Annotated in this window: 20 protein-coding genes; 16 read left to right on the plus strand and 4 right to left on the minus strand. The window is 63.8% G+C overall.

The window, feature by feature from the left end; translation table 11 throughout:
- Positions 1-9: 9 nt before the first annotated feature.
- Together QOH60_RS10655 and QOH60_RS10660 are read left to right on the plus strand one after the other, a co-directional pair.
- Positions 10-1,401 carry a purine-cytosine permease family protein gene (locus QOH60_RS10655; RefSeq protein ID WP_526419954.1) on the plus strand — a complete coding sequence of 464 codons (1,392 nt, stop codon included), beginning with the start codon at positions 10-12 and terminating at the stop codon, positions 1,399-1,401.
- Positions 1,398-1,562: a hypothetical protein gene (locus QOH60_RS10660; RefSeq protein WP_526419956.1), complete on the plus strand. Its 165-nt coding sequence runs from the start codon at positions 1,398-1,400 to the stop codon at positions 1,560-1,562. The genes QOH60_RS10655 and QOH60_RS10660 overlap by 4 nt, the downstream gene beginning before the upstream one ends.
- 7 nt (positions 1,563-1,569) lie before the next feature.
- Here the strand turns inward: QOH60_RS10660 and QOH60_RS10665 are convergent, their stop codons facing one another.
- Positions 1,570-2,883, minus strand: coding sequence for a PE-PPE domain-containing protein (locus QOH60_RS10665; RefSeq protein ID WP_526419958.1), 1,314 nt, complete (start codon positions 2,881-2,883; stop codon positions 1,570-1,572).
- A gap of 117 nt (positions 2,884-3,000) precedes the next feature.
- Here QOH60_RS10665 and QOH60_RS10670 point away from each other — a divergent pair, with 117 nt between their 5' ends.
- Positions 3,001-4,020: a hypothetical protein gene (locus tag QOH60_RS10670; protein ID WP_526419960.1), complete on the plus strand. Its 1,020-nt coding sequence runs from the start codon at positions 3,001-3,003 to the stop codon at positions 4,018-4,020.
- Positions 4,021-4,062: 42 nt separating this feature from the next.
- Entirely contained in the window at positions 4,063-4,440 is a 378-nt protein-coding gene (locus QOH60_RS10675; RefSeq protein WP_526419962.1) for a hypothetical protein, read from the plus strand.
- 16 nt (positions 4,441-4,456) lie between these two features.
- On the opposite strand, the gene QOH60_RS10680 is transcribed toward QOH60_RS10675, so the two are convergent.
- Entirely contained in the window at positions 4,457-5,560 is a 1,104-nt protein-coding gene (locus tag QOH60_RS10680) for an NAD(P)H-dependent amine dehydrogenase family protein (protein ID WP_526419964.1), read from the minus strand.
- Positions 5,561-5,573: 13 nt separating this feature from the next.
- Entirely contained in the window at positions 5,574-6,362 is a 789-nt protein-coding gene (locus QOH60_RS10685) for an SDR family NAD(P)-dependent oxidoreductase (protein WP_526419966.1), read from the minus strand.
- A 199-nt stretch (positions 6,363-6,561) separates the two neighbouring features.
- Here QOH60_RS10685 and QOH60_RS10690 point away from each other — a divergent pair, with 199 nt between their 5' ends.
- The 10 genes from QOH60_RS10690 to QOH60_RS10735 all read left to right on the plus strand — a co-directional run bounded on the left by QOH60_RS10690 (position 6,562) and on the right by QOH60_RS10735 (position 14,568).
- Entirely contained in the window at positions 6,562-7,197 is a 636-nt protein-coding gene (locus QOH60_RS10690; protein ID WP_526419968.1) for a TetR/AcrR family transcriptional regulator, read from the plus strand.
- A 177-nt stretch (positions 7,198-7,374) separates the two neighbouring features.
- Positions 7,375-7,977, plus strand: a complete 603-nt coding sequence (locus tag QOH60_RS10695; RefSeq protein WP_526419970.1) for a TetR/AcrR family transcriptional regulator — start codon at positions 7,375-7,377, stop codon at positions 7,975-7,977.
- A gap of 183 nt (positions 7,978-8,160) precedes the next feature.
- The gene (locus QOH60_RS10700) at positions 8,161-9,693 is read left to right on the plus strand and encodes a nitric oxide reductase activation protein NorD (protein WP_526419972.1); all 1,533 of its coding nucleotides are present in this window, start codon (positions 8,161-8,163) and stop codon (positions 9,691-9,693) included.
- A 19-nt stretch (positions 9,694-9,712) separates the two neighbouring features.
- Entirely contained in the window at positions 9,713-10,516 is an 804-nt protein-coding gene (locus QOH60_RS10705; protein WP_526419974.1) for an AAA family ATPase, read from the plus strand.
- 12 nt (positions 10,517-10,528) lie between these two features.
- Positions 10,529-10,657: a hypothetical protein gene (locus tag QOH60_RS10710; protein ID WP_526419976.1), complete on the plus strand. Its 129-nt coding sequence runs from the start codon at positions 10,529-10,531 to the stop codon at positions 10,655-10,657.
- Between the two features lie 119 nt (positions 10,658-10,776).
- Entirely contained in the window at positions 10,777-11,382 is a 606-nt protein-coding gene (locus QOH60_RS10715; RefSeq protein WP_526420051.1) for a hypothetical protein, read from the plus strand.
- An 18-nt stretch (positions 11,383-11,400) separates the two neighbouring features.
- A complete protein-coding gene (locus QOH60_RS10720; protein ID WP_526419978.1) occupies positions 11,401-11,838 on the plus strand; it encodes a hypothetical protein in 438 nt (145 codons plus the stop codon).
- Positions 11,839-11,851: 13 nt separating this feature from the next.
- Positions 11,852-12,901 carry an NAD(P)H-dependent amine dehydrogenase family protein gene (locus QOH60_RS10725; protein ID WP_526419980.1) on the plus strand — a complete coding sequence of 350 codons (1,050 nt, stop codon included), beginning with the start codon at positions 11,852-11,854 and terminating at the stop codon, positions 12,899-12,901.
- Positions 12,898-13,323 carry a VOC family protein gene (locus QOH60_RS10730; protein ID WP_526419982.1) on the plus strand — a complete coding sequence of 142 codons (426 nt, stop codon included), beginning with the start codon at positions 12,898-12,900 and terminating at the stop codon, positions 13,321-13,323. The genes QOH60_RS10725 and QOH60_RS10730 overlap by 4 nt, the downstream gene beginning before the upstream one ends.
- A 15-nt stretch (positions 13,324-13,338) precedes the next feature.
- Positions 13,339-14,568 (plus strand): cytochrome P450, encoded by a 1,230-nt coding sequence (locus tag QOH60_RS10735; RefSeq protein WP_526419984.1) that lies wholly within the window; start codon positions 13,339-13,341, stop codon positions 14,566-14,568.
- Here QOH60_RS10735 and QOH60_RS10740 read toward each other — a convergent pair.
- Complete coding sequence (locus tag QOH60_RS10740; RefSeq protein ID WP_526419986.1) at positions 14,565-15,251, minus strand: hypothetical protein; 687 nt, start codon at positions 15,249-15,251, stop codon at positions 14,565-14,567. The two genes, QOH60_RS10735 and QOH60_RS10740, sit on opposite strands and share 4 nt — an antisense overlap.
- Before the next feature lie 148 nt (positions 15,252-15,399).
- Between QOH60_RS10740 and QOH60_RS10745 the strand changes: the two genes are divergently transcribed.
- Both QOH60_RS10745 and QOH60_RS10750 read left to right on the plus strand, forming a co-directional pair.
- Positions 15,400-16,965, plus strand: coding sequence for an alpha/beta fold hydrolase (locus QOH60_RS10745; RefSeq protein ID WP_526419988.1), 1,566 nt, complete (start codon positions 15,400-15,402; stop codon positions 16,963-16,965).
- Positions 16,966-17,000: 35 nt separating this feature from the next.
- On the plus strand, positions 17,001-18,572 hold the full coding sequence (locus QOH60_RS10750) for a class I adenylate-forming enzyme family protein (protein ID WP_526420053.1): 1,572 nt from the start codon (positions 17,001-17,003) through the stop codon (positions 18,570-18,572).
- Positions 18,573-18,606: the final 34 nt, after the last annotated feature.

An 18,606-nucleotide genomic window follows, 5' to 3' on the forward strand; every position in this document is an offset into this window, starting at 1 on the left:
AGCACGCGCATGACACAGCAGGCGGCAGGAGCGCTGGACGCGCCCGTCTTCCGCGGACGTCGACCAACCCGCTCCGGGGACCTCGCGGTGGAGACACACGGAATCGCCCCCATCGGTGAGGATCAGCGATACGGCAAGCCCGCCCGGTTGTTCACCGTCTGGTTCGCGCCTCAGGTGACCATGACCGGTGTTTTCACCGGCACCCTCGGGATCGCGCTTGGCTTGAGCTTCTGGCTCGGAATGGTGGCCATGATCGTCGGCACGGTGCTCGGGTCACTGGTCGTGGCGTACCTGTCGACGTGGGGGCCGCGGACGGGAAGCGCCCAATTACCCATCTCGCGAATGGCATTCGGCGCGGGCGTGGTCCTGCCCGCGGGTTTGCAATGGCTGTCTTCGATCGCGTGGGACGGCCTCGTCGGTCTGTTCGGCGCCGAAGCGCTCGCGGTCCTGCTGGACACTCCGTTCTGGACGGCCGTGCTGATCGTTCTCGCGGTGCAGGGCGTGGTCGGGTTCTTCGGCTACGAGGTGATCCATCGTTTGCAGGCCGTGCTGACCGTCGTCTTGTTCGTGATGTTCCTTGTGTTCGCCGTCAAACTCGTCGGCGGCCATCAGATCGTCGTCCCGGCCACCATTCACGGCGCCGACCTGATCGGCGCGTTCGTCTTCGAGGTGACGCTGGCGCTGAGCCTGGCGATTTCGTGGGCGAGCTACGCAGCCGACTTCAGCCGCTACCTGCCGGCCAATTCGCCACGCGGGCAAGTCTTCGGCTTCACATTCGCCGGGCTCGTCTGCTCGTACGTCTTTGTCCAGGCGATCGGGCTGGCGGCCGCTTCCGTGTTGTCCGATCAGACCGCCGAAGGAGTGCGGACCGTGATGGGCGGCGGCGTGCTCGGTGCACTGGCACTGCTGGCGATCGCGTTGGCGGCTGTCGGATCGGCGGCCATGAACGACTACAGCGGCTCACTGGCGTTGCAAACCATAGGAATTCGCATCCGCAGGCCCATCTCTGCGCTTGTTGTGGCAGTGCTGGCGTTCGCACTCATCATGTGGCTGCACTCGGGGGACATGTCGACGCGGTTCACGGACGTTCTGCTCTTGGTGAGCTATTGGATTCCCGGATTCGTCGCGGTGACTGCCATCGACTGGGTGATCCGCACGCGCGACCGCGCCACCATCAACCCCGCGATGGAGACGACGCGCCGAGCCGACGCGGTCGCAGCGATAGTCGTGTTCGTCCTGTCTTACGTGGCCGCAATCCCCTTCATGCACACGTCGTTGATCGAAGGTCCGGTCGCCTCCGCGTGGCACGGTGCCGACACCGCCTACTTCGTCGCGTTTTTCGTCGCGGCGCTGCTGTACGGCGGTTACCGCGTGAACCGACGGGGTATTCGTGCGCGATGAGTACCGAGAACCCGAAGAGTGTCGGCGTGGGCACGGGCGACGACGCGGCCGAGGACGACGTCGAAAGCGACCCGCAGAAGGGCGCTGAAGGCCCTGCCGATTGGGCCGACGAGGGCGGTGCGACTCCTAGCGGACCGGCGCAGGACGGCGAATCAGACTGAGCAGACGTTACTTGGCTGACGGTCCGTCGTCAGCCTTCGCGTGCTTGCCACCGGTGATCTTCTCGGCAATGCGCTTCAAGGGCTTTGGATGATCAGGGGGAGCAGCGACGCTCGTCTTGTCCGGCGCGGACGACGACTTGTTTGTGCCGTTCGTCGTGACCGTGTTCGTCTTCAGCGTCGACGCTGTCGACGCTGAGTTGGGCGACGATATCCCCGGCAGCTTGCCCACCTCGGCGAGCGGTTTCGTCACAAAATTCGCGGGTGACGAGAGATCGGCCTGCGCCGTGGCCAGGCCGTTGTGCACGCCGGTCTCTACCGCGCCGGGCAATCTGCTCAGCATGGTCATGGTTTCCGACGCCGGCAGCAGACCCATTGGTCGCGTCAAGGTCGGATTCGCCTGAATCGGTTCGTTGTCCTTGTATCCCGCGTTGACGATCTCCGTGAGCACCGGCTCGAGCGTGTCGGCGAGAATGTCGCCGCCGGGAAGGAGGCGCACCGGACGCAGCAGCGGCAACCCGTCGGACTTGAAGGTCACATAGGTGACGTTGCCGTCCGTTTCTGGGTTCAGTTCATAGACAGGAACCGCATCTCCGTTCGGCGCAACCACATAGTGGAAATGTGCGCCGTCGGGCGTAGCTTCGAACGCTTCTGACGGCATCGGAGCTCGGGCCTCACCGCCATAGCCATACGCGTATGCGACCAGACTGTTGACATCCGAGATCAGGTTGATCGGATAGGTGACGGCGTTGGAATTGACGTTGTACTCGTAGGCCGTCTCGATCACCGGCACCGTGACGTCCTTGGGTGACGGCTCGGCCGACGTGAACAGTAAAGGCGCGAACGGGTAATACGTCGTCCAGAAACCGCCAGCGGGGAAGTTGGAATTGTTGTCGAGGATGACCAGCTTGATGTTGTTCGGCGGCCCGCCCGGCCTGGCCTCCATCATGGCGAGCGCGGTGCCCGTCTGGCCGGCGCCCCAACCGGAGGACAGGACGACGATCCCGTCGGGGTCGCCCGCGTTCTGATCAATGGCGTTGACGATGCCTTGCGGCCCGAGGAGGAACGGCACGACCTGCTGGGGGCCGTCCGTGGTGGTGTAGTCGTGGCCGTAATACGTCGTGCCCGCAAAGAACTGCGACGTCGAGTTGGACGGCGTTACCAACGCCGTCAGCTCGACTGACGGCCCGACGGTCGTCGTCGTCCCGGTCACCAACGCCGCCGAGACGCTCGTCGCGCTGACCGCGGCTGCCGCGAGACTCGTGCCTCCCCGGCGGGTGACAGCCGACCGACGTCGCGACGGTTTGCGGTGCCTACCGGCCATGGAGCCTCATCCCTAACACGCCGAACTCCCCCAAAGACGGGCAAACGGTAGCACGGTCACTGACGTTGTACCCGTCGATTGCCCGCGAACCTGTGAAGCGCTACTACAGTCAAAGCCATGCGTGCGCGCCACGGCGCCATCCGGCCGCAACGTCTCGCCCAGCGTCCCGCGGCTGGCGATCCGCTGCTCACCCTTGCTGTCCGGGGACCGTTGGCACCGGCCCGGGTGCTGGCGCTGCAACACGCCGCCGGCAACCAGGCTGTCGCCCAACTGATCGCCCAGCAGCAGCCGCCGGCGACGGCGACGACGCCGACGGTGATGCGCGCGCCGACAGCTACCGGCGGGGTGGTGTCCCGGGATCCGCCGCCGAAACCCGCACCGGGACTGCCCGCCTACGACGAATCGGTCATCGCGGGAAGCGAACCGGTGCGCGCCGTGATGGGCTACATCCGCTATCGTGACGCGGGTCAAGGCACCCTCGGCGTCACCCTCTGGCCCTCCATCAAGGACACCTCGATGCCGGGCGTGCGTTTCATCCCGACCCAAGACACCGACGGCCGGTGGTCCGCATCGGTCACCCGCGCCTGGCTACCGGGTAAACCTCACGTCGAGGCGTTCTCCCCGACACCCGGGCTGCACGGAATCCCGTCGTCGTCGGGCAGCGACAGCTACCTGTACTTCAGCAAGGCGGCGGCCGACCGGGTCGACGAGGGGGAGCGCGAGCACGTCCGTGACATCCTCTACGCCTGGACCGCGGTGTCCTCGGTTCTCGACGAGGCGCTGTCAAGCGTCATGCAGCTCCGTCCGCCCACCGCACCGACTCAAGACGAGGCCGTTCGCGCCGCTCAGGAATGGTTTCGGCAGGCGCTCCCGCCGAAATTGCGCTGGCCGCTGAGCACCGGAGTGTCCATGGGAATGATCCAGGCCATGACGGCCCTGGGCACCACGACGTGGCGGCGCGACGACAAGTGGCACAAGCTCGCCGCCCATACCTTGACGGTTCCCGAGAAGCGGGATCTCAACCTCCCGGTCTCCTACTACATCCGCGAGGTCGTCGACGAGGGCCACGAAATCGGCGTCCACCCGACGGCCGACCTGATCACCGACAAATGGTCCGCGCTGCCGAGCTTGGACTGAAAGCTAGTGAATGGACCCCGCGATGGGCGACAATCAGACGTCATGAGACTGATACGCGTCGTCCCCGTCGTGGTTGGGCTGCTGTTCGTGAACGGAGTCGTCGCGACAACCTCATCGGCGATCACCCCTACCACGTGCCAGCCGGAGCTATTGGCCCTGCGCAAGGACACCTACGACGCCAGGCCATCGTTCACAAATGACGCCGACTTCACGGCCAACTTCAACAAGGTCATCATCACCTGGCCGAGGCTCACAGGTGCCCAGGCACCCCCGGATACGTACGACATCCTGGCCGACTTCCAGAATTCCTTGACCGGGCTTGCCGCCGCCGCGCCGCCCAAGTTGGATCCGGGCGTCGCCCAGAGACTGGTCACGGGTGCGCAGGACGTCATCGACTGCCTTACTACGCACAACCCCTAGCGGTAAGGCCGCCCCGCTACGCGCGGATGAGTCCGGGTAGCGGCACAAGCCCGAGCTCTTTGTGGGTGAGAAACCCAGGCGGGGCGTCGCACACCGCCGGTATCGCGTTCGCCGGGCCCATCGCCGTCCATGTGTAGCCGGGCTTCTGGTAATTGCCCTGCGGGTCCGGTGGCGCCTGCAGAATCAGTTCTGTTGGCTCGTCGCCGTCGATGACGATCCGGTAGTGGTAGTGACCGCCCCAATCAGGTTGCGGCTCAATGGCATCGTATGTGTCCATGGTGTACATCTCGTGGAACGTCATGAACGGCTTTCCGTCCACCCACGTGGTCCATTTGTGATGCTGGGACGCGACGGTGCCCTTCTTGATCACACCTTTGAAGCCCGGCATGTCGCTTGTCGGGCCGCCCTCGAAGGGGATGTCGCGGGTGGCCACGCCGAGGTCGACTTCTGTCGTGTACTTGTCGACGGTCTCGCCGAATCCGTCCACCACCATGGCCATCGACTGCGCGAACAACGGCCATGCGTTGCCGAGTAGGTTTGGGCCGGAACGGAACTCGTCCGGATCGCTGCCCATCCCCATTTCGAACAAGTACTTCAACGTGTCCTTGCCGAAGTTCACCACCTCGTAGATGTTGATGCTCTCGATCCGACTGACGATTCGAGCCAGCGTCAGAATCAGCAGATCTCCTGCAAACCCGGGATTGACGCCGCCGGCGTGAAACGATGTGCCGCCGTCGTGACATGCCGCGTCGATCTTGTCGATGTCCGCCGTGCTGTGTTCGGTTCGGAACCACCACGCGCCGCCTGACGCGACGACATTCTTGCCGCCGCGCAGCAGACGGCAGACCTCGTCGGGGTCAGACCACAGTGGTGCGTAGAAAACACAATCCGCGTCGATGGCTTCGATCACCGACTTGTCGTCGGTCGCGAGCACTCCGATCGGGCCTGCGCCGACGAGCTCCCCGGCATCCTTGCCGACTTTCTCCGGGCGGTTGCAGAGCACCCCGACTACCTCGTAGGCCGGGTTGCCGATGAAATGGCGCAGCGCTATCGACCCAACATTTCCTATGCCCCACTGGATGACTCGGTACTTCTTGTCAGTCGGCGACTGCTCGGCCATTGCTGCCCCTTTGTCAGTAATCAGGAATCGGGAGCGGTGAGTTGTTTCCGTCGATGCCGCCGTCCACGTGGAAGATCGCGTTCGTCGCATAGCAATCGCGCGTCGACAGATACACGCACAGGCGTCCGAGGTCTGCGACATCTCCCAGGCGATGCAGCGGCGTGGCCTCATTCATCTTCTCCAGTGATCCCGGCATCAAGTCCAGGCTGCCCTGCAGTCCGTCAGTGGCGAAGGAACCGAGCGCGATCGCGTTGACCCGAATCTTGGGTGCCAGTTCTTGCGCCATCGCGCGGGTGAGCGCTTCGAGCCCTCCTTTTGCCACGCAGTATGCGGTGAGTGCCCTGATGCCGAAACGCCCTGCGCCCGAGGAGATGTTGACGATCGACCCGTGCCCGGCAGCAAGCATGTGGGGGGCGGCAAGCTGACTCATGATGAACGCCGACGTGACGCACCAGTCGAAGGTGTGCCGGAAGTCCTCGTCGGTGATGTCGAGGAAGCGCGCGTAGGTGGATCCGCCCACATTGTTGATGAGAATGTCGATGCGCCCGAAGTCATCCATCGCGGCTTGGACCACGCGCTCGCCGTCTGTGCGGCTCATGGCGTCGGCGACGAGCGCCAACCCCTTCCCGCCCGCGTCTTCAATGCCTTTGATTGTTGCGACGATGTCTGACTCCGTCCGCGCGGTGCCGACGACCGTCGCGCCGGCCTCCGCCAGCACTCTGGCGATGCCCTGACCGACGCCCTTGCCGGCGCCCGTCACGATCGCCACCTGTCCGTTCAGATCGAACTGCTCCAGCGCCACCACGGACTCCTCAGTGACTCAATAGATGTGTCGCGCTTCATCTAACGTCGGCTGTTGACTGAAGTCAATGACTTATGTTTGGCGACTAGAATCAGTCATGTGTGGGCGGATCACGCCGGATTCGCTTCGAAGCGATAATGTCGTGGTATCAACAGTTGAAATTCCCGGGTGCGCCGGGCCAGAAGGCGAAGGACGAACGATGGCCGTAGCTGACGGCGTGTCTGCGCGCGAGGCCAAGCGGCTGCAGACCCGCGAGCGACTTCTCGGCGCAGCGATCGCGGAGTTCAAACGCTCGGGAATGGCGGACGCCGACGTCAGCGCCATCGTGACGGCAGCGGGCGTCGCGCACGGCACGTTCTTCTTTCATTTTCCCACCAAGGAACACGTGCTTCTCGAACTCGAGCACCGCGAAGAGGAACGCATCGTCAAACAGTTCGGCCAGTTCTTGAAGACGCGCAGTGAACTGCGCGACGTTCTCAATGAGGCGGTGCGGCTGGTGGTGGGGCTCGAGCGTCGACTTGGCGATGACCTATTCAAAGACTTTCTCGCTCTGCATTTTTCGCAAACCCGTCCTCCGCTGGAGGATGGAAACGATCATCCCGTGATCGTCTTGGTGGCTGAACAGATCGACCAGGCGCGCACCCGGGGTGAGATCGATGCGAAGGTCAATCCGATGAATAGTGCAGTGTTCTTCCTCCTCGGGCTTTACGCACTGTTGATCACCACATTCGATTGGCCGACGCGTCGCGCGCTGGTCGATGACTACGTCTTGAGGTCAATGCGAAGCATGGAGCCGTCGAAGTCGCGGCAGCCGCGGGCGTCGTCCTCCTCGTAAAGTTCGCGCCGATGAGTCCTGTCAACGAGCACCTAAGATCCAGGGCGACCGCGGGTAACGCCATGACGGCGATTCTAATGCCGTGAGCTGGTGATATTGGTGAGCGGGGGACTGCCGACCCAGGCGCTAGCCCGACAAAATATTGACTAAGGTCAGTCCGTAGGCTACAAAGATGCGATGCCGCCAGTTGTCAGGCACTCGGTGCGCGACGCGCGTCGGCAACAGACGCGGCAGAGGATCCTCGGCGCCGCGATCGCCGAGTTCAAACGCTCAGGCATGGGTGCGGCGGATGTGGCGACCATCGTCGTGGCGGCGGGGGTTGCCCACGGGACCTTCTATTTTCACTTTCCCACCAAGGAGCACGTCCTGTTCGAGCTGGAGAGACGCGAAGAGGCCCGCATGGCAGGAACTTTCGCGAAGTTTCTGGAGCAGGACCACGACCTCGAAACCGCACTCAAGAAGGTCGTCGACCTCGTCGCCGAACTAGAAGAGCGTCTGGGCGCCCAGTTGTGCAAAGAGTTTCTGGCGCTGCACTTCTCACCGTCGCGCCCGCAGGCGGATGATTGGACCGATCACCCTCTGGTCGTGTTGTTGGTTCGTGAGATCGAACGGGCGCGCGCCGAGGTCGTCATACATCCCGAGGTGGACATCTTTTACAACGCGACGTTCTTCCTCCTCGGCGTCTACGGAGTGCTGACCACCACCGAAAGTGTCGCGTCTCGCCAAGCGATGCTCGCAGAACTGGTTGCCACGGCCCTGCGCGGGCTGGAGGCCCGATGAAGCTTTCGTTCAGGCACAACCCAAGAAGGTGGAGTTCTGATGATGGACTGGATCTGGGAGATTCTTCGCTACGTCGCAGCATGGGGCGGAACCTGTTTGATCATTTGGTTCTGGTACTGGCTGTTTTCCAGGATCGGGACGTTCTGATCGCGACAGCATGCTCAGCACGCGGCGGCCCGTGCGATGGCTGAACTATCCGACGCGCACGCGATGGCGCTGGAGCGAAGTTGCGCCTTGACGGCGGTCGCGCTGAGCGGGCAACGTCGCGAGGGGGTACGGCTCGTCACCGGTGCCAATCGTGCGTTCAGTTTGAGCTCGGCGTTGGACTTCGTGTACGTGCCACACCCGTCGGTCGAGCTGGCCTGGACACGCACCACCCTCACCTGCGGTGTGGCGCTGCAGTGTTCGCCGTCGAAGGACCGAGTTCTCGGCTACCGGCTCAACGAGCTGTCCGCACGCGAACTCCGTGCACTGACCCTCGTCGAAGCGGGCGTCGCGATGGGCTGGATCGCCGCGAATTGGCCCGGCCTCGTGCCCGAATTGCGTCGGGTTCTGCCGAGCATCGATATCGCTGCCGCCGATGTGGACGCCGTCGAGATGCTGAACCGCGCAATCGTCAAGGCGCGCACAGAGGGATCCCTAGCCGTTGATCCGCTGATCGGCAGACTGCCTGCGGCGCACACGGCGCCGCAAGGCCTGGTGGACAGGCTGCGACGCAGTCGCGGCAGAATGCCGTGGACCACAACCCAAAAGCGGGTGCCACGACCGCACTCCGTTCCGGTTGGTGGTGACGGAGGTGTCCGTAACCCGAACCTGCCGCCGCCCAGCCGCCCGCATGACAACGATCTCGACATCACACCAGCGCACCGGCCGGGCATCCCTTACCCCGAATGGAATATGTGGACTTCAACCTTCATGCCTGATCACGTCGCGGTGCTCGAACGCCCGTACGTGGGACACGACGACCGACCCGAAGTCACGTCCGCCGAACTTCGGAAGTGGTTCGAAGAGCGAACCCATCGTTCGATGAAGGGCCGCCTCGAGGACGGGTCCGATCTCGACGTCGAGCAGTACGTCAGTCACTTCATCGATCTGACCACCGGCAAGGCGATCGAACCCCGGATCTTCCGCGAGCTGCTACCCAGCAGCCGAGACGTCACGACCGCTCTGCTTCTTGACGGAAGCTCGTCGCTGGGCGTGCACGGAGGCACGATCTTCAAACTCGAATTGGCCTGTGCCGACGCGCTGTCGCGGGCGATGACGCTGGCACGCGAGCGTCATGGCATCTTCGTCTTCACTGGCAACACGCGACACCGCGTCGAAGTCACCTGCCTCAAGGATTTTCCCGACCGTCGGTTCGTCCCGCCGGGCAGCCTTGGCCTGGCGACGGGCGGGTACACCAGACTCGGCGCGCCGCTGCGCCATTTGACCAGCCGGCTGCTGGCCCAGCCATCCGAACGGCGGCTGCTCATCGTCATCGGTGACGGGCTGATCTCCGACGAGGGGTACGAGGGCCGCTACGCATGGGCAGACGCGGCGCACGCCGTCGAAGAAGCCACGGACGCCGGCGTGTCCATGTACTACATCGGCGTGGGGCCCACGCGCGTCGATCCACTCCCCGACGTCTTCGGAACCCTTCGCTCCCAACGCATCCGGCGAGTCGAGGACCTTCCGCGCGTGCTCGCACACGTCCATCGCCAGCTCGTCGCCGTATGACCACCCGCATGAGGAACAGATGACCACCGATACCTATTACTCGAACGGCAACGAAGTCCAGCTGTTTGAACAGGCATACCAGCAGCGCCTTCCCGTCATGCTGACTGGCCCGACAGGATGTGGCAAAACACGGCTCGTCGAACACATGGGCATCCTGCTGAACAGGCCGGTGGTCACGATCAGCTGCCACGACGATCTGACGAGCTCCGACCTCGTCGGGCGATTCATGGTGACCGGCGGTGACGTCGTGTGGACCGACGGGCCGCTGACGCGCGCGGTCAAGGCGGGCGCGATCTGCTACCTCGACGAGGTCGTGGAAGCCCGCCACGACTCGTTGGCGATCTTGCACTCGTTGACCGACCACCGCCGCGCGCTCTACCTCGATCGCGCCGGCGAGGTTGTGCGGGCGCCGGAGGAGTTCATGCTGGTGTGCTCGTACAACCCGGCGTATCGCAGCTCACTCAAAGAACTCAAGCCGTCGTTCCGGCAGCGGTTCGTGACGCTGCCCATGCGGTATCTTCCGGCCGACCGAGAGGCAGAGGTGGTCGTCGCTGAAGCGGGAATCGAATCAGCAAGCGCGGCAAGGCTCGTCAAGTGTGCGACCGCTGTCAGGACTGCCGACGTCGCATTTCACTTCGAACCGCCGTCCACCAGGGTTCTGGTCACCGCTGCGCAGATGATCGCCGCCGGGGCAACGGAACTGGAGGCGGCCGAGGCGTGCATTCTTGCGCCGCTTTCCACCGACGGCGCGATCTCCGACGGCCTGCGTCAGGTCGCCATCGCGAGCCTGGCCGGCGCTGACAGCTCGAGCACAACACTCTAGGAGGGAAACGGAATGGATGAGAAAGAAAGACAGCGCAAAAGGGCGCTCATCGTCTTCCAGATCGTCATCTACGGATATCTGCTGTTGATGTTCTCCATACAGCTGTATATGTCGTTCGCCCGGGGGTGGTGGGATCTGTGAATATTCGCTTGATTGACCGCTTTTCGCGACCGAAGCCAGCCACCGAGCCGGGCGGCTACGTCAATCTCGGACAGCATGACGAGGAATCCCGGCTAGCGCAGCGGCGCGCCGACAAGTGGATGATTATCGGCGCCGGTTTGATGGGCTGTTGGGCGCCGGGAATCATCGGGTTCCCGATCTTCATGCGTGGCGTGTGGCTGCAGCGCGAAGCGTTGCGGGCCGGGTTGTCCGTCCGACCCATGATCGTCACCCTGATCGGCTATTTGGTGCTGATCGACGGGATGCTCAACACTCTCGGCTGGTCTTTGGACCTGGTCGCCAACCACACGCTCATCAATCGGGTGCTGACGGCCGGGTGGGGCTACCTGTTCGACGGCGGGTACTTCTGGCATTACAACGAGCTCTGGGTCGGTGGTGCCGCAGGGCCTGGCGAGAAGGCGTACGTAATCGGCTTCATCTTCACCGTGTTCGCCATGCGCGTGGCGGCGGCGATCGGTTTCCTGCAGATGAAGCGGTGGGGCCACCAATGGATGATCATCACCTGCTGGATGGGCGTGGTGATCTGGTCCACGTATGTGCTCAATATGACGATGTACGCCGATGTTCGCTATGCCGGCACCATATTTCCCGTCGTGGGGTGGTGGGCGTACGACATCTTCTACATCACGCCGTTCTTGGCGATTCCGTACTTGCACACGGTCAATCGCGAAATCTTCTCCGACTGAACAGGACTGGATACGACAATGACGAGCTCATCCTCATCGCCCAATGTGCAAAAGGATCCAGCGGAGGATCTGCCGGCGGGCACCACGCCCTACTACGCGCGGATGCACAGATACATCCAACGGGGGGTTCTGGTCTGCCTGGTCGCGTTGGTGATCGAAGGCGCATTCACACTGCCCTTTATGGCGGTCTACTACGGGTATCCGACGCTGAGCCTGACCGAGATCTGCAGTGAGCTACTCAAGATCCGCTACTCCGATGACACCCTTGAATGCAAAGTGCCCTATCCCATGTTGGGTCCACCCGAGGGCGCAGAGGGCAAGGACACCGCCAAGGACAAATGGGGGATCCAGCCGGTCCCGGAGTACAAGCGCATCGGCTTCCGCGAACTGGTCCGCATCCACCAGGAGCGCGAGGCGCGTAAAGCCGCCCAACAGCACACCGCTGCCGCACCGTGAGGACTTTGCGCACGTGACCTACCGGATCGTGCAGTGGACGACGGGAAACGTCGGCAAGCGGTCGGTGCGCGCGGTCGCATTCAACCCCCAATTCGAGCTGGTCGGATGCTACGCCTGGGCAAAAGACAAGGTCGGCAAGGATGTTGGCGTCTTGTGCGGGATCGAGCCGCTGGGCGTGCAGGCCACCGACGACGTCGAAGCACTGCTCGCCCTGAGACCGGACTGTGTGGTGTACAACCCGATGTTCGCCGATGTCGAGGTGATGATTCGGATCCTGCGTGCCGGCATCAACATCGTGTCCAGTTCAGAGTTCATCACGGGCCACTACCTCGGTGAGCACCGCGACCGCATAGCCAAGGCCTGTGAACAGGGCGCATCGACGATCTTCGGCAGTGGCATCAACCCGGGTGTGATACAGCTGCTGGCGATCGTGTCCGCCGGATTGTCCGAACGGGTGGAAAAGGTGTCCGTCGTCGAGGCCATCGACACCACGATCTATGACTCACCCGCCACCGAAAGGCCAATGGGCTTCGGCTATCCCATCGACCAGCCGGACCTGAAGGACATCACCACGAAGGGCTCAGGCATCTTCCGCGACGGGGTGCTCTTGATTGCCGACGCCCTCGGTGTCGAGCTCGACGACATCCGCTGCGACGTCGAGTACGCGCAGACAACTGAGGACCTGCACCTGCCTGGCAGCTGGACGATCGCCAAAGGTTGTGTCGCCGGCGTCGACGTCGGGTGGAAGGGGATCATCGACGGCCGGGAGGTCATCGAGATCCGCGGGCGATGGCGAAAAGGCCAGACACTGCAGCCCGATTGGGAGCTCGACATGGGCTACACGATCGAAGTACAGGGCACACCGACCATCAAGACCACGCTGAACTTCCTTCCGCCAACCGGCTTTGTCGGCGAGACGTTGGACGACTACATCACGATGGGGCTCTCGATTGTTGCGGTACCCGTGGTCACCGCGATCCCTGCCGTCGTGGCGGCCCCGCCGGGCATCGCGACCTACACGAACCTCCCGTTGCTGCTGCCGCGCGGAGTTGTCGCCACATGAGTGCCAGTCTCGAACGTCCGACGCTTCACCACGTGGTATTCGCGGTAGCGCCAGAGCGGCAGGCCGCCGTTGGCCAGATGTTCACCGATCTCGGGTTCACGTTCGACGGCGCGGAGCTCACCGAACTCGGCATCTATGTCCAACTCGATTGGAACGGCGGTCTCGAACTCATCAGTGCACTGCCCGGGTCGACCGCCGACGTCGCGGCGTCGGTCAACGCTTTCATCGAAAGGCACGGCGACGGCGTCTACACCGTCGTGCTCCGGGTTGCCGACGCGTCGGCAGCCGAGGCGCTCACCGAGCGCTACGGTTCGGTCTCCCGTTTCCGGCAGAGCTTCTCGGGCGAGGGCTCCTATCTCGACGAGATCGATCTGTCGGTGCACGGGCTGCCCCTGACCTTCTTGTCGACCAATGTTCCGTGACCCTGGATGCAGCCGATGACGGGCTTGCGCGAAACCAACATCTTCGAGTCGGATTTGCCCACGATTGAGTACGACGTGACGGCGACCCCGCAGGAGATCTACCCGCAATTTCGGGCGGCACAGGAGGTTTCGCCGATCGCGCTGGGTCCGATCGGGCCAGAGGTCTTGTCGTATGACCTCGCCAGGACAGTGCTCGGCGACCCCCGCTTCGGTATTCCTCCCGGTATTCACCTCACCGCCCACGGCATAACGTCAGGTGAACTGTGGGACAGGGTGACTCGCAGCATCTTGTGCATGGAAGGGGATGAGCATCGCCGGCTGCGCGGCCTCGTGTCGAGAGCGTTCACGCCACGCGCGACCGCGCGGATGGACGAAACGATCCACTCCGTGATGAACGAGCTCACCGCCGCTGTGGAATCTGAGGGGGCGTGCGAGTTCGTCGAGCAGATCGCCCGTCCGTATCCGATCCCGGTGATCTGTGCGCTGCTGGGTGCACCGCGGGCGGATTGGAAGCAGATCTCGAAGTGGGCAGAGGACATCTTCAAGATTGTCAGTTTCGACATCAACCTGGCCGAACAGCAGCCGGTGGTGTTGAAGGCGTGGGACGAATTCGACGCCTACGTCGACGACATGATCGCCTACCGGCGCAGTCAGCTGACCAATGATCTTCTCTCGGAACTGATTCGAGCCGAAGTCGACGGCGACCGGCTCAACGCCGGCGAAGTGCGAATGCTGGCCTTCAGTGTTCTCATCGCCGGAACGGACACGACGCGCACGCAACTGGCCGCATCGATGCAGGCGTTGTGTGACCACCCCGAGCAGCTGGCACTGCTGCGAGACCGTCCCGAGCTGGCGATGAACGCCGTCGAGGAGACGATGCGTCACTCGCCGTCGATGTGCAGCACGCTACGCAGCGTCAGTGAGGATGTGACCGTTGGCAACTGCACCTTTCCCGCCGGCACATTCATCCTCATCAACACCTACGCCGCCAATCGTGATCCGGCCATCTATGACGATCCGACTCGCTTCGACATCACACGTAACGACCCGCCGGCGATCCTGACATTCGGTGGCGGGGCGCATTATTGCCTTGGCGCGAACTTGGCACGGCGTGAGCTCAGTGAGGCGCTGAAGATCCTGTCGCACAGAATGCCCAATCCGCGGCTCGTCGGGCCGGCGCCCTGGAGGCCACTGCTCGGCATGAGCGGACCCACCAGTCTTCCAATAGAATTCGACAAAGGTTAGTCGGAGAAGATCTCGCGGTTGACGGTGTGCAGATAGGGGATCGCCAAGAATGGTGTGATGTAGAAGATGTCGTACAGCCACCACCCGACGACCGGAAGGACCACTCCCGCATAACGCACGTCGGCGAACATCGTCATGTTCAACACGTAGCCGACCCAGATCACCACGCCCATCCAGCACGTGATCACCATCCACTGATGACCCCAGCGCTTCATCTGCAAGAAGCCGATGGCAGCCGCGATTCGCATCGTGAAGACTGTCAGGATCAGTCCTACCTCCCAGGCCTTTTCACCCGGCCCGGCAGCGCCGCCCACCCACAGCTCGTTGTAGTGCCAGAAGTATCCGGCGTCGAACATGTTGCCCCACCCGTTGAGGAGCACGCGCGCGAGGATGGTGTGGTTGGCCACCAGATCCAGCGCCCACCCAACGGTGTTGATCGCGGCGTCGATGATGACCAGGTAGCCCAACAGTGTGACGAGCATCGGGCGTACCGACAGCCCGTTGCGCTGTGCGCCCCGCAGCAGCCACACTCCGCGCAGGAACAGCGGAAGGCCGAAAATCCCCAACGCGGCAGTGCCGATCAAAAGGCTGCCCGAGATCAGCCACTTGTCCGCCTGGCGCTGCGCGACGCGCGATTGCTCCGCGTGTTCGTCGAGCGAAAGACTCTGGGGGGCAGTGTTCAAAGACCCTCCTCGCCGCGCCGCCTGTGCTGGCCACCATAACAAAACTGACTGCAGTCACCAAGAGAGGGTTCTTTTTGGGTGACTCAAGTCAGGGAGTCTTTTCAGCCGAATCGCCCATATTTGCTGGCGGTCATGCGAACATCGGTGCATGACGCTGCGACGGGCCCGGTCAGCAACGGCTGTCGTCGTCGTCGCGGTTGCTGTGGCCGGCTGCACGAGGGTGGTGGGCGGCAGCCCGCAGCTGGATCACCCCCCGATCGGAGCCCCGATTCAATGGGGACCTTGCCAGATCCAGCCACTGCCACCGGAGCACATGCCGCAAGGTGCGGAGTGCGGCGAGATGGCTGTGCCGATCGACTACGACAATCCCGACAACGGCGTCGCCACCCTCGCCGTGATCCGCATTCGGGCCACCGGCGCGAAGACCGGCTCGCTCGTGGTGAACCCGGGTGGCCCCGGTGGATCGGGGGTCGAGGCGGCCGCTGCGATCGTCCGTGACCTGACCGCCCCTGTCCGGGAGCACTTCGACTTCGTCGGATTCGATCCGCGCGGTGTCGGCTACTCCCGCCCCGCCGTGCGATGCCTCACCGACGCTGAAATCGACCGTTACCATGCAGATCCCGTCCTCGATTATGTGCCCGACGGGCTGCCTGGAGTCGACTACAGCCCCGGCGGAGTCGCTAAGAACGAAGCCGCGCTCATGGGCGTCGTGCAGCGTTGCGTGGACACCACCGGCAAAGACTTCCTCGCGCACGTCGGAACTGCGGACGTGGTCAAGGATCTCGATGCGCTGCGCGCGGCACTCGGCGACGACAAGCTGTCCTACATCGGGTTTTCGTATGGCACCCTCATCGGCGGCTTGTACGCCGAGGCATACCCGAACCGCGTGCGTGCCATGGTGCTCGACGGAGTGATGGACCCGTCGGTTGAGCCCATCGACCGCTGGTTAGGGCAGGCGACCGCGATCCAAGTGGCCTTCAACGACTATGCCGCCGACTGCGCGCGATCGACGGACTGCCCACTCGGGACAGATCCCGCAAAAGCCGTAGAGGTATATCGGTCGTTGGTCGATCCGTTGACGAAACAGCCTGCGCGGGCCAAGGATCCGCGCGGCGTCAGCTATTTCAACGCGCTCATCGCCACAGTGTCGGCGATGTACTCGCCGGCGGCGTGGGATCAACTGACGAAGGGTTTGACGGCACTTACCCGCGGTGATCAGGCCGACGACCTGCTTGTGCTCGCAGACGAGTTGACGGGGCGTGGGGACGACGGTCACTACTCGAACTTGCAGGACGCCTTCACCGCAGTCGAATGCCGGGACGAGGCGTTTCCGAAGGACCCCGAGTCGTGGGTGGAGGCCAACAAGCGATTACGAGATGCGGCGCCTTTTCAAACCGCTGGCGAGTTCACGGGATCCGCGCCAAGGGGCATCTGCGCGTTCTGGCCCGTCGGCGCCACCCAGCAGCCAAAGCGATACTCCGCCCCCGGTGTGGCGCCGGTGCTGGTGGTCTCGACAACCCACGACCCGTCCACGCCGTATCAGGAAGGTGTGAGCGTCGCCGAGCAGTTGGGGGGATCACTGCTAACGGTTGAAGCCACCCAGCACACGGCAGCCTTCTACGGGCACGCCTGCGTCGACGACATCGTGACCGCTTACCTGGTCGATCTCGTCCTGCCGCCGCCCGGCGCGCGCTGCGTATCGGAAACCGAGTGAAGGGCCCTCGCCGAGATCTACACCAGGGCTGTGAAATCAGCCAGCAGCACGACCGTGGTGTCGATCTCGCGGCAAGACAGACGTACTGGGGCATCGTCGAGTGGGCGGCGGCAAAGGATCCCGAGCGGCTGGTGCTGTCCGACGACTACGGCCGCAGTCTGACGACGATGCAGCTGCGCGACGCGGCCGCCGTGACGGCCGCGGCCTTCGCCGAGAAAGGCGTCGGAACAGGCACGGTGGTGTCGTGGCAGCTGCCGACGACGCTGGAGGCCATGGTGGTGATGGTCGCGCTCACCAGACTCGGCGCGGTGCAAAACCCCATTTTGCCGATCTGGCGCGAGAGCGAAGTTCGTTTCGCCACAACGCAGCTGAACACCGAGGCGGTTGTCGTGCCCGGTGTGTGGCGAGACTTCGACCACGCGGCGTTGGCCCACGCGCTGGCCGCCGAACGCGACGTGACCACAATCGTCGTCGACCACGCGCAGGCACCCGAACCCGGGACTCTACGGCTGCCGACAGGCGACGTCAGCGACCTGCCTGATCCACCGGCTACCGGCACCGAAGCCCGCTGGATCTACTACTCGTCCGGGACGACCGCGGCGCCGAAGGGGATTCGTCACACGGACCGATCCGTGATCGCGGGCTCGGCCGGAGTAGTCGGAATGCTCGGCACACCGAACACCGACGTCAACCCCGTCGCGTTCCCCATCACGCACATCGGTGGTTCGGCGATGCTGGCGGCTGCCCTGTTGACCGGGATGCGACTGGTGCTCTTCGATGTCTTCGACGCGACCACGCCGTTCGCGATTGCCGCTCACGGGCCGACCATTCTCGGCTCGGCCACGCCGTTCTTCGTCGCATACATGGCCGCCCAACACGCACACGGTACCGAGCCGTTGTTCTCCGATGTCCGTGCGTGCTTGGCAGGTGGAGCGCCGATCACACCCGAACTCTCGCGCCAAGTGCGAGAGACACTTTCGGTGCCGGGCGTGGCCAACTCGTGGGGGCTCACGGAGTTTCCTGTCGTGACGTCGCCGATGTTGGACGCCGATCCGGCGGTGCTTGACCACACCGTAGGGCCGCCTGTCGCCGGTGTGCGGGTCCGGGTGGTGGACAGCGACGAGCGAGAGGCGGCACCGGGTGACGAGGGCGAGTTGAGGCTCAAAGGGCCACAATGCTTTCTGGGCTACGTGGACGCCTCTCTGAATGCCGACGCGTTCGACGCGGGCGGCTGGTTCCGCAGTGGCGACCAGGGCCGGATCGACGGCGACGGCAATGTGGTGATCACCGGCCGGATCAAGGACGCGATCATCCGCAATGCCGAGAACATCTCCGCTCTGGAGATCGAGGGCGTGCTCAACACGCATCCCGCCGTCGCCGATGTCGCGGTCATCGGGGTGCCGGATCGCCGCACCGGCGAACGCGTATGCGCAGTGGTGGTCGCCGCTCCCGGCGCGGAGGTGACGCTGGCGACACTCGCCGATCACTGCCAGGCGCACGGGCTGAGCCGGCACAAGACACCCGAGCGTCTCGAGCTGGTGGAAGCGTTGCCGCGCAACGTGATCGGCAAGGTACTCAAGACCGAACTGCGGTCACGCTTTCATTAGGAGCCCGGGTGTTGACGCCCGGGTCTCCTCGCGT

Origin of the sequence: Mycobacterium sp. (genome assembly GCF_032159765.1) — a bacterium.
In the GTDB taxonomy this organism is placed as follows: Bacteria; Actinomycetota; Actinomycetes; order Mycobacteriales; family Mycobacteriaceae; genus Mycobacterium.

What these genes read in the sequence shown, in the direction of transcription:
- QOH60_RS10655 (WP_526419954.1), top strand. Translation starts at nt 10, where the DNA reads ATGACACAGCAGGCGGCAGGAGCGCTGGACGCGCCCGTCTTCCGCGGA.
- QOH60_RS10660 (WP_526419956.1), top strand. Translation starts at nt 1,398, where the DNA reads ATGAGTACCGAGAACCCGAAGAGTGTCGGCGTGGGCACGGGCGACGAC.
- QOH60_RS10665 (WP_526419958.1), bottom strand. Translation starts at nt 2,883, where the DNA reads ATGGCCGGTAGGCACCGCAAACCGTCGCGACGTCGGTCGGCTGTCACC.
- QOH60_RS10670 (WP_526419960.1), top strand. Translation starts at nt 3,001, where the DNA reads ATGCGTGCGCGCCACGGCGCCATCCGGCCGCAACGTCTCGCCCAGCGT.
- QOH60_RS10675 (WP_526419962.1), top strand. Translation starts at nt 4,063, where the DNA reads ATGAGACTGATACGCGTCGTCCCCGTCGTGGTTGGGCTGCTGTTCGTG.
- QOH60_RS10680 (WP_526419964.1), bottom strand. Translation starts at nt 5,560, where the DNA reads ATGGCCGAGCAGTCGCCGACTGACAAGAAGTACCGAGTCATCCAGTGG.
- QOH60_RS10690 (WP_526419968.1), top strand. Translation starts at nt 6,562, where the DNA reads ATGGCCGTAGCTGACGGCGTGTCTGCGCGCGAGGCCAAGCGGCTGCAG.
- QOH60_RS10695 (WP_526419970.1), top strand. Translation starts at nt 7,375, where the DNA reads ATGCCGCCAGTTGTCAGGCACTCGGTGCGCGACGCGCGTCGGCAACAG.
- QOH60_RS10700 (WP_526419972.1), top strand. Translation starts at nt 8,161, where the DNA reads ATGGCTGAACTATCCGACGCGCACGCGATGGCGCTGGAGCGAAGTTGC.
- QOH60_RS10705 (WP_526419974.1), top strand. Translation starts at nt 9,713, where the DNA reads ATGACCACCGATACCTATTACTCGAACGGCAACGAAGTCCAGCTGTTT.
- QOH60_RS10710 (WP_526419976.1), top strand. Translation starts at nt 10,529, where the DNA reads ATGGATGAGAAAGAAAGACAGCGCAAAAGGGCGCTCATCGTCTTCCAG.
- QOH60_RS10715 (WP_526420051.1), top strand. Translation starts at nt 10,777, where the DNA reads ATGATTATCGGCGCCGGTTTGATGGGCTGTTGGGCGCCGGGAATCATC.
- QOH60_RS10720 (WP_526419978.1), top strand. Translation starts at nt 11,401, where the DNA reads ATGACGAGCTCATCCTCATCGCCCAATGTGCAAAAGGATCCAGCGGAG.
- QOH60_RS10730 (WP_526419982.1), top strand. Translation starts at nt 12,898, where the DNA reads ATGAGTGCCAGTCTCGAACGTCCGACGCTTCACCACGTGGTATTCGCG.
- QOH60_RS10735 (WP_526419984.1), top strand. Translation starts at nt 13,339, where the DNA reads ATGACGGGCTTGCGCGAAACCAACATCTTCGAGTCGGATTTGCCCACG.
- QOH60_RS10745 (WP_526419988.1), top strand. Translation starts at nt 15,400, where the DNA reads ATGACGCTGCGACGGGCCCGGTCAGCAACGGCTGTCGTCGTCGTCGCG.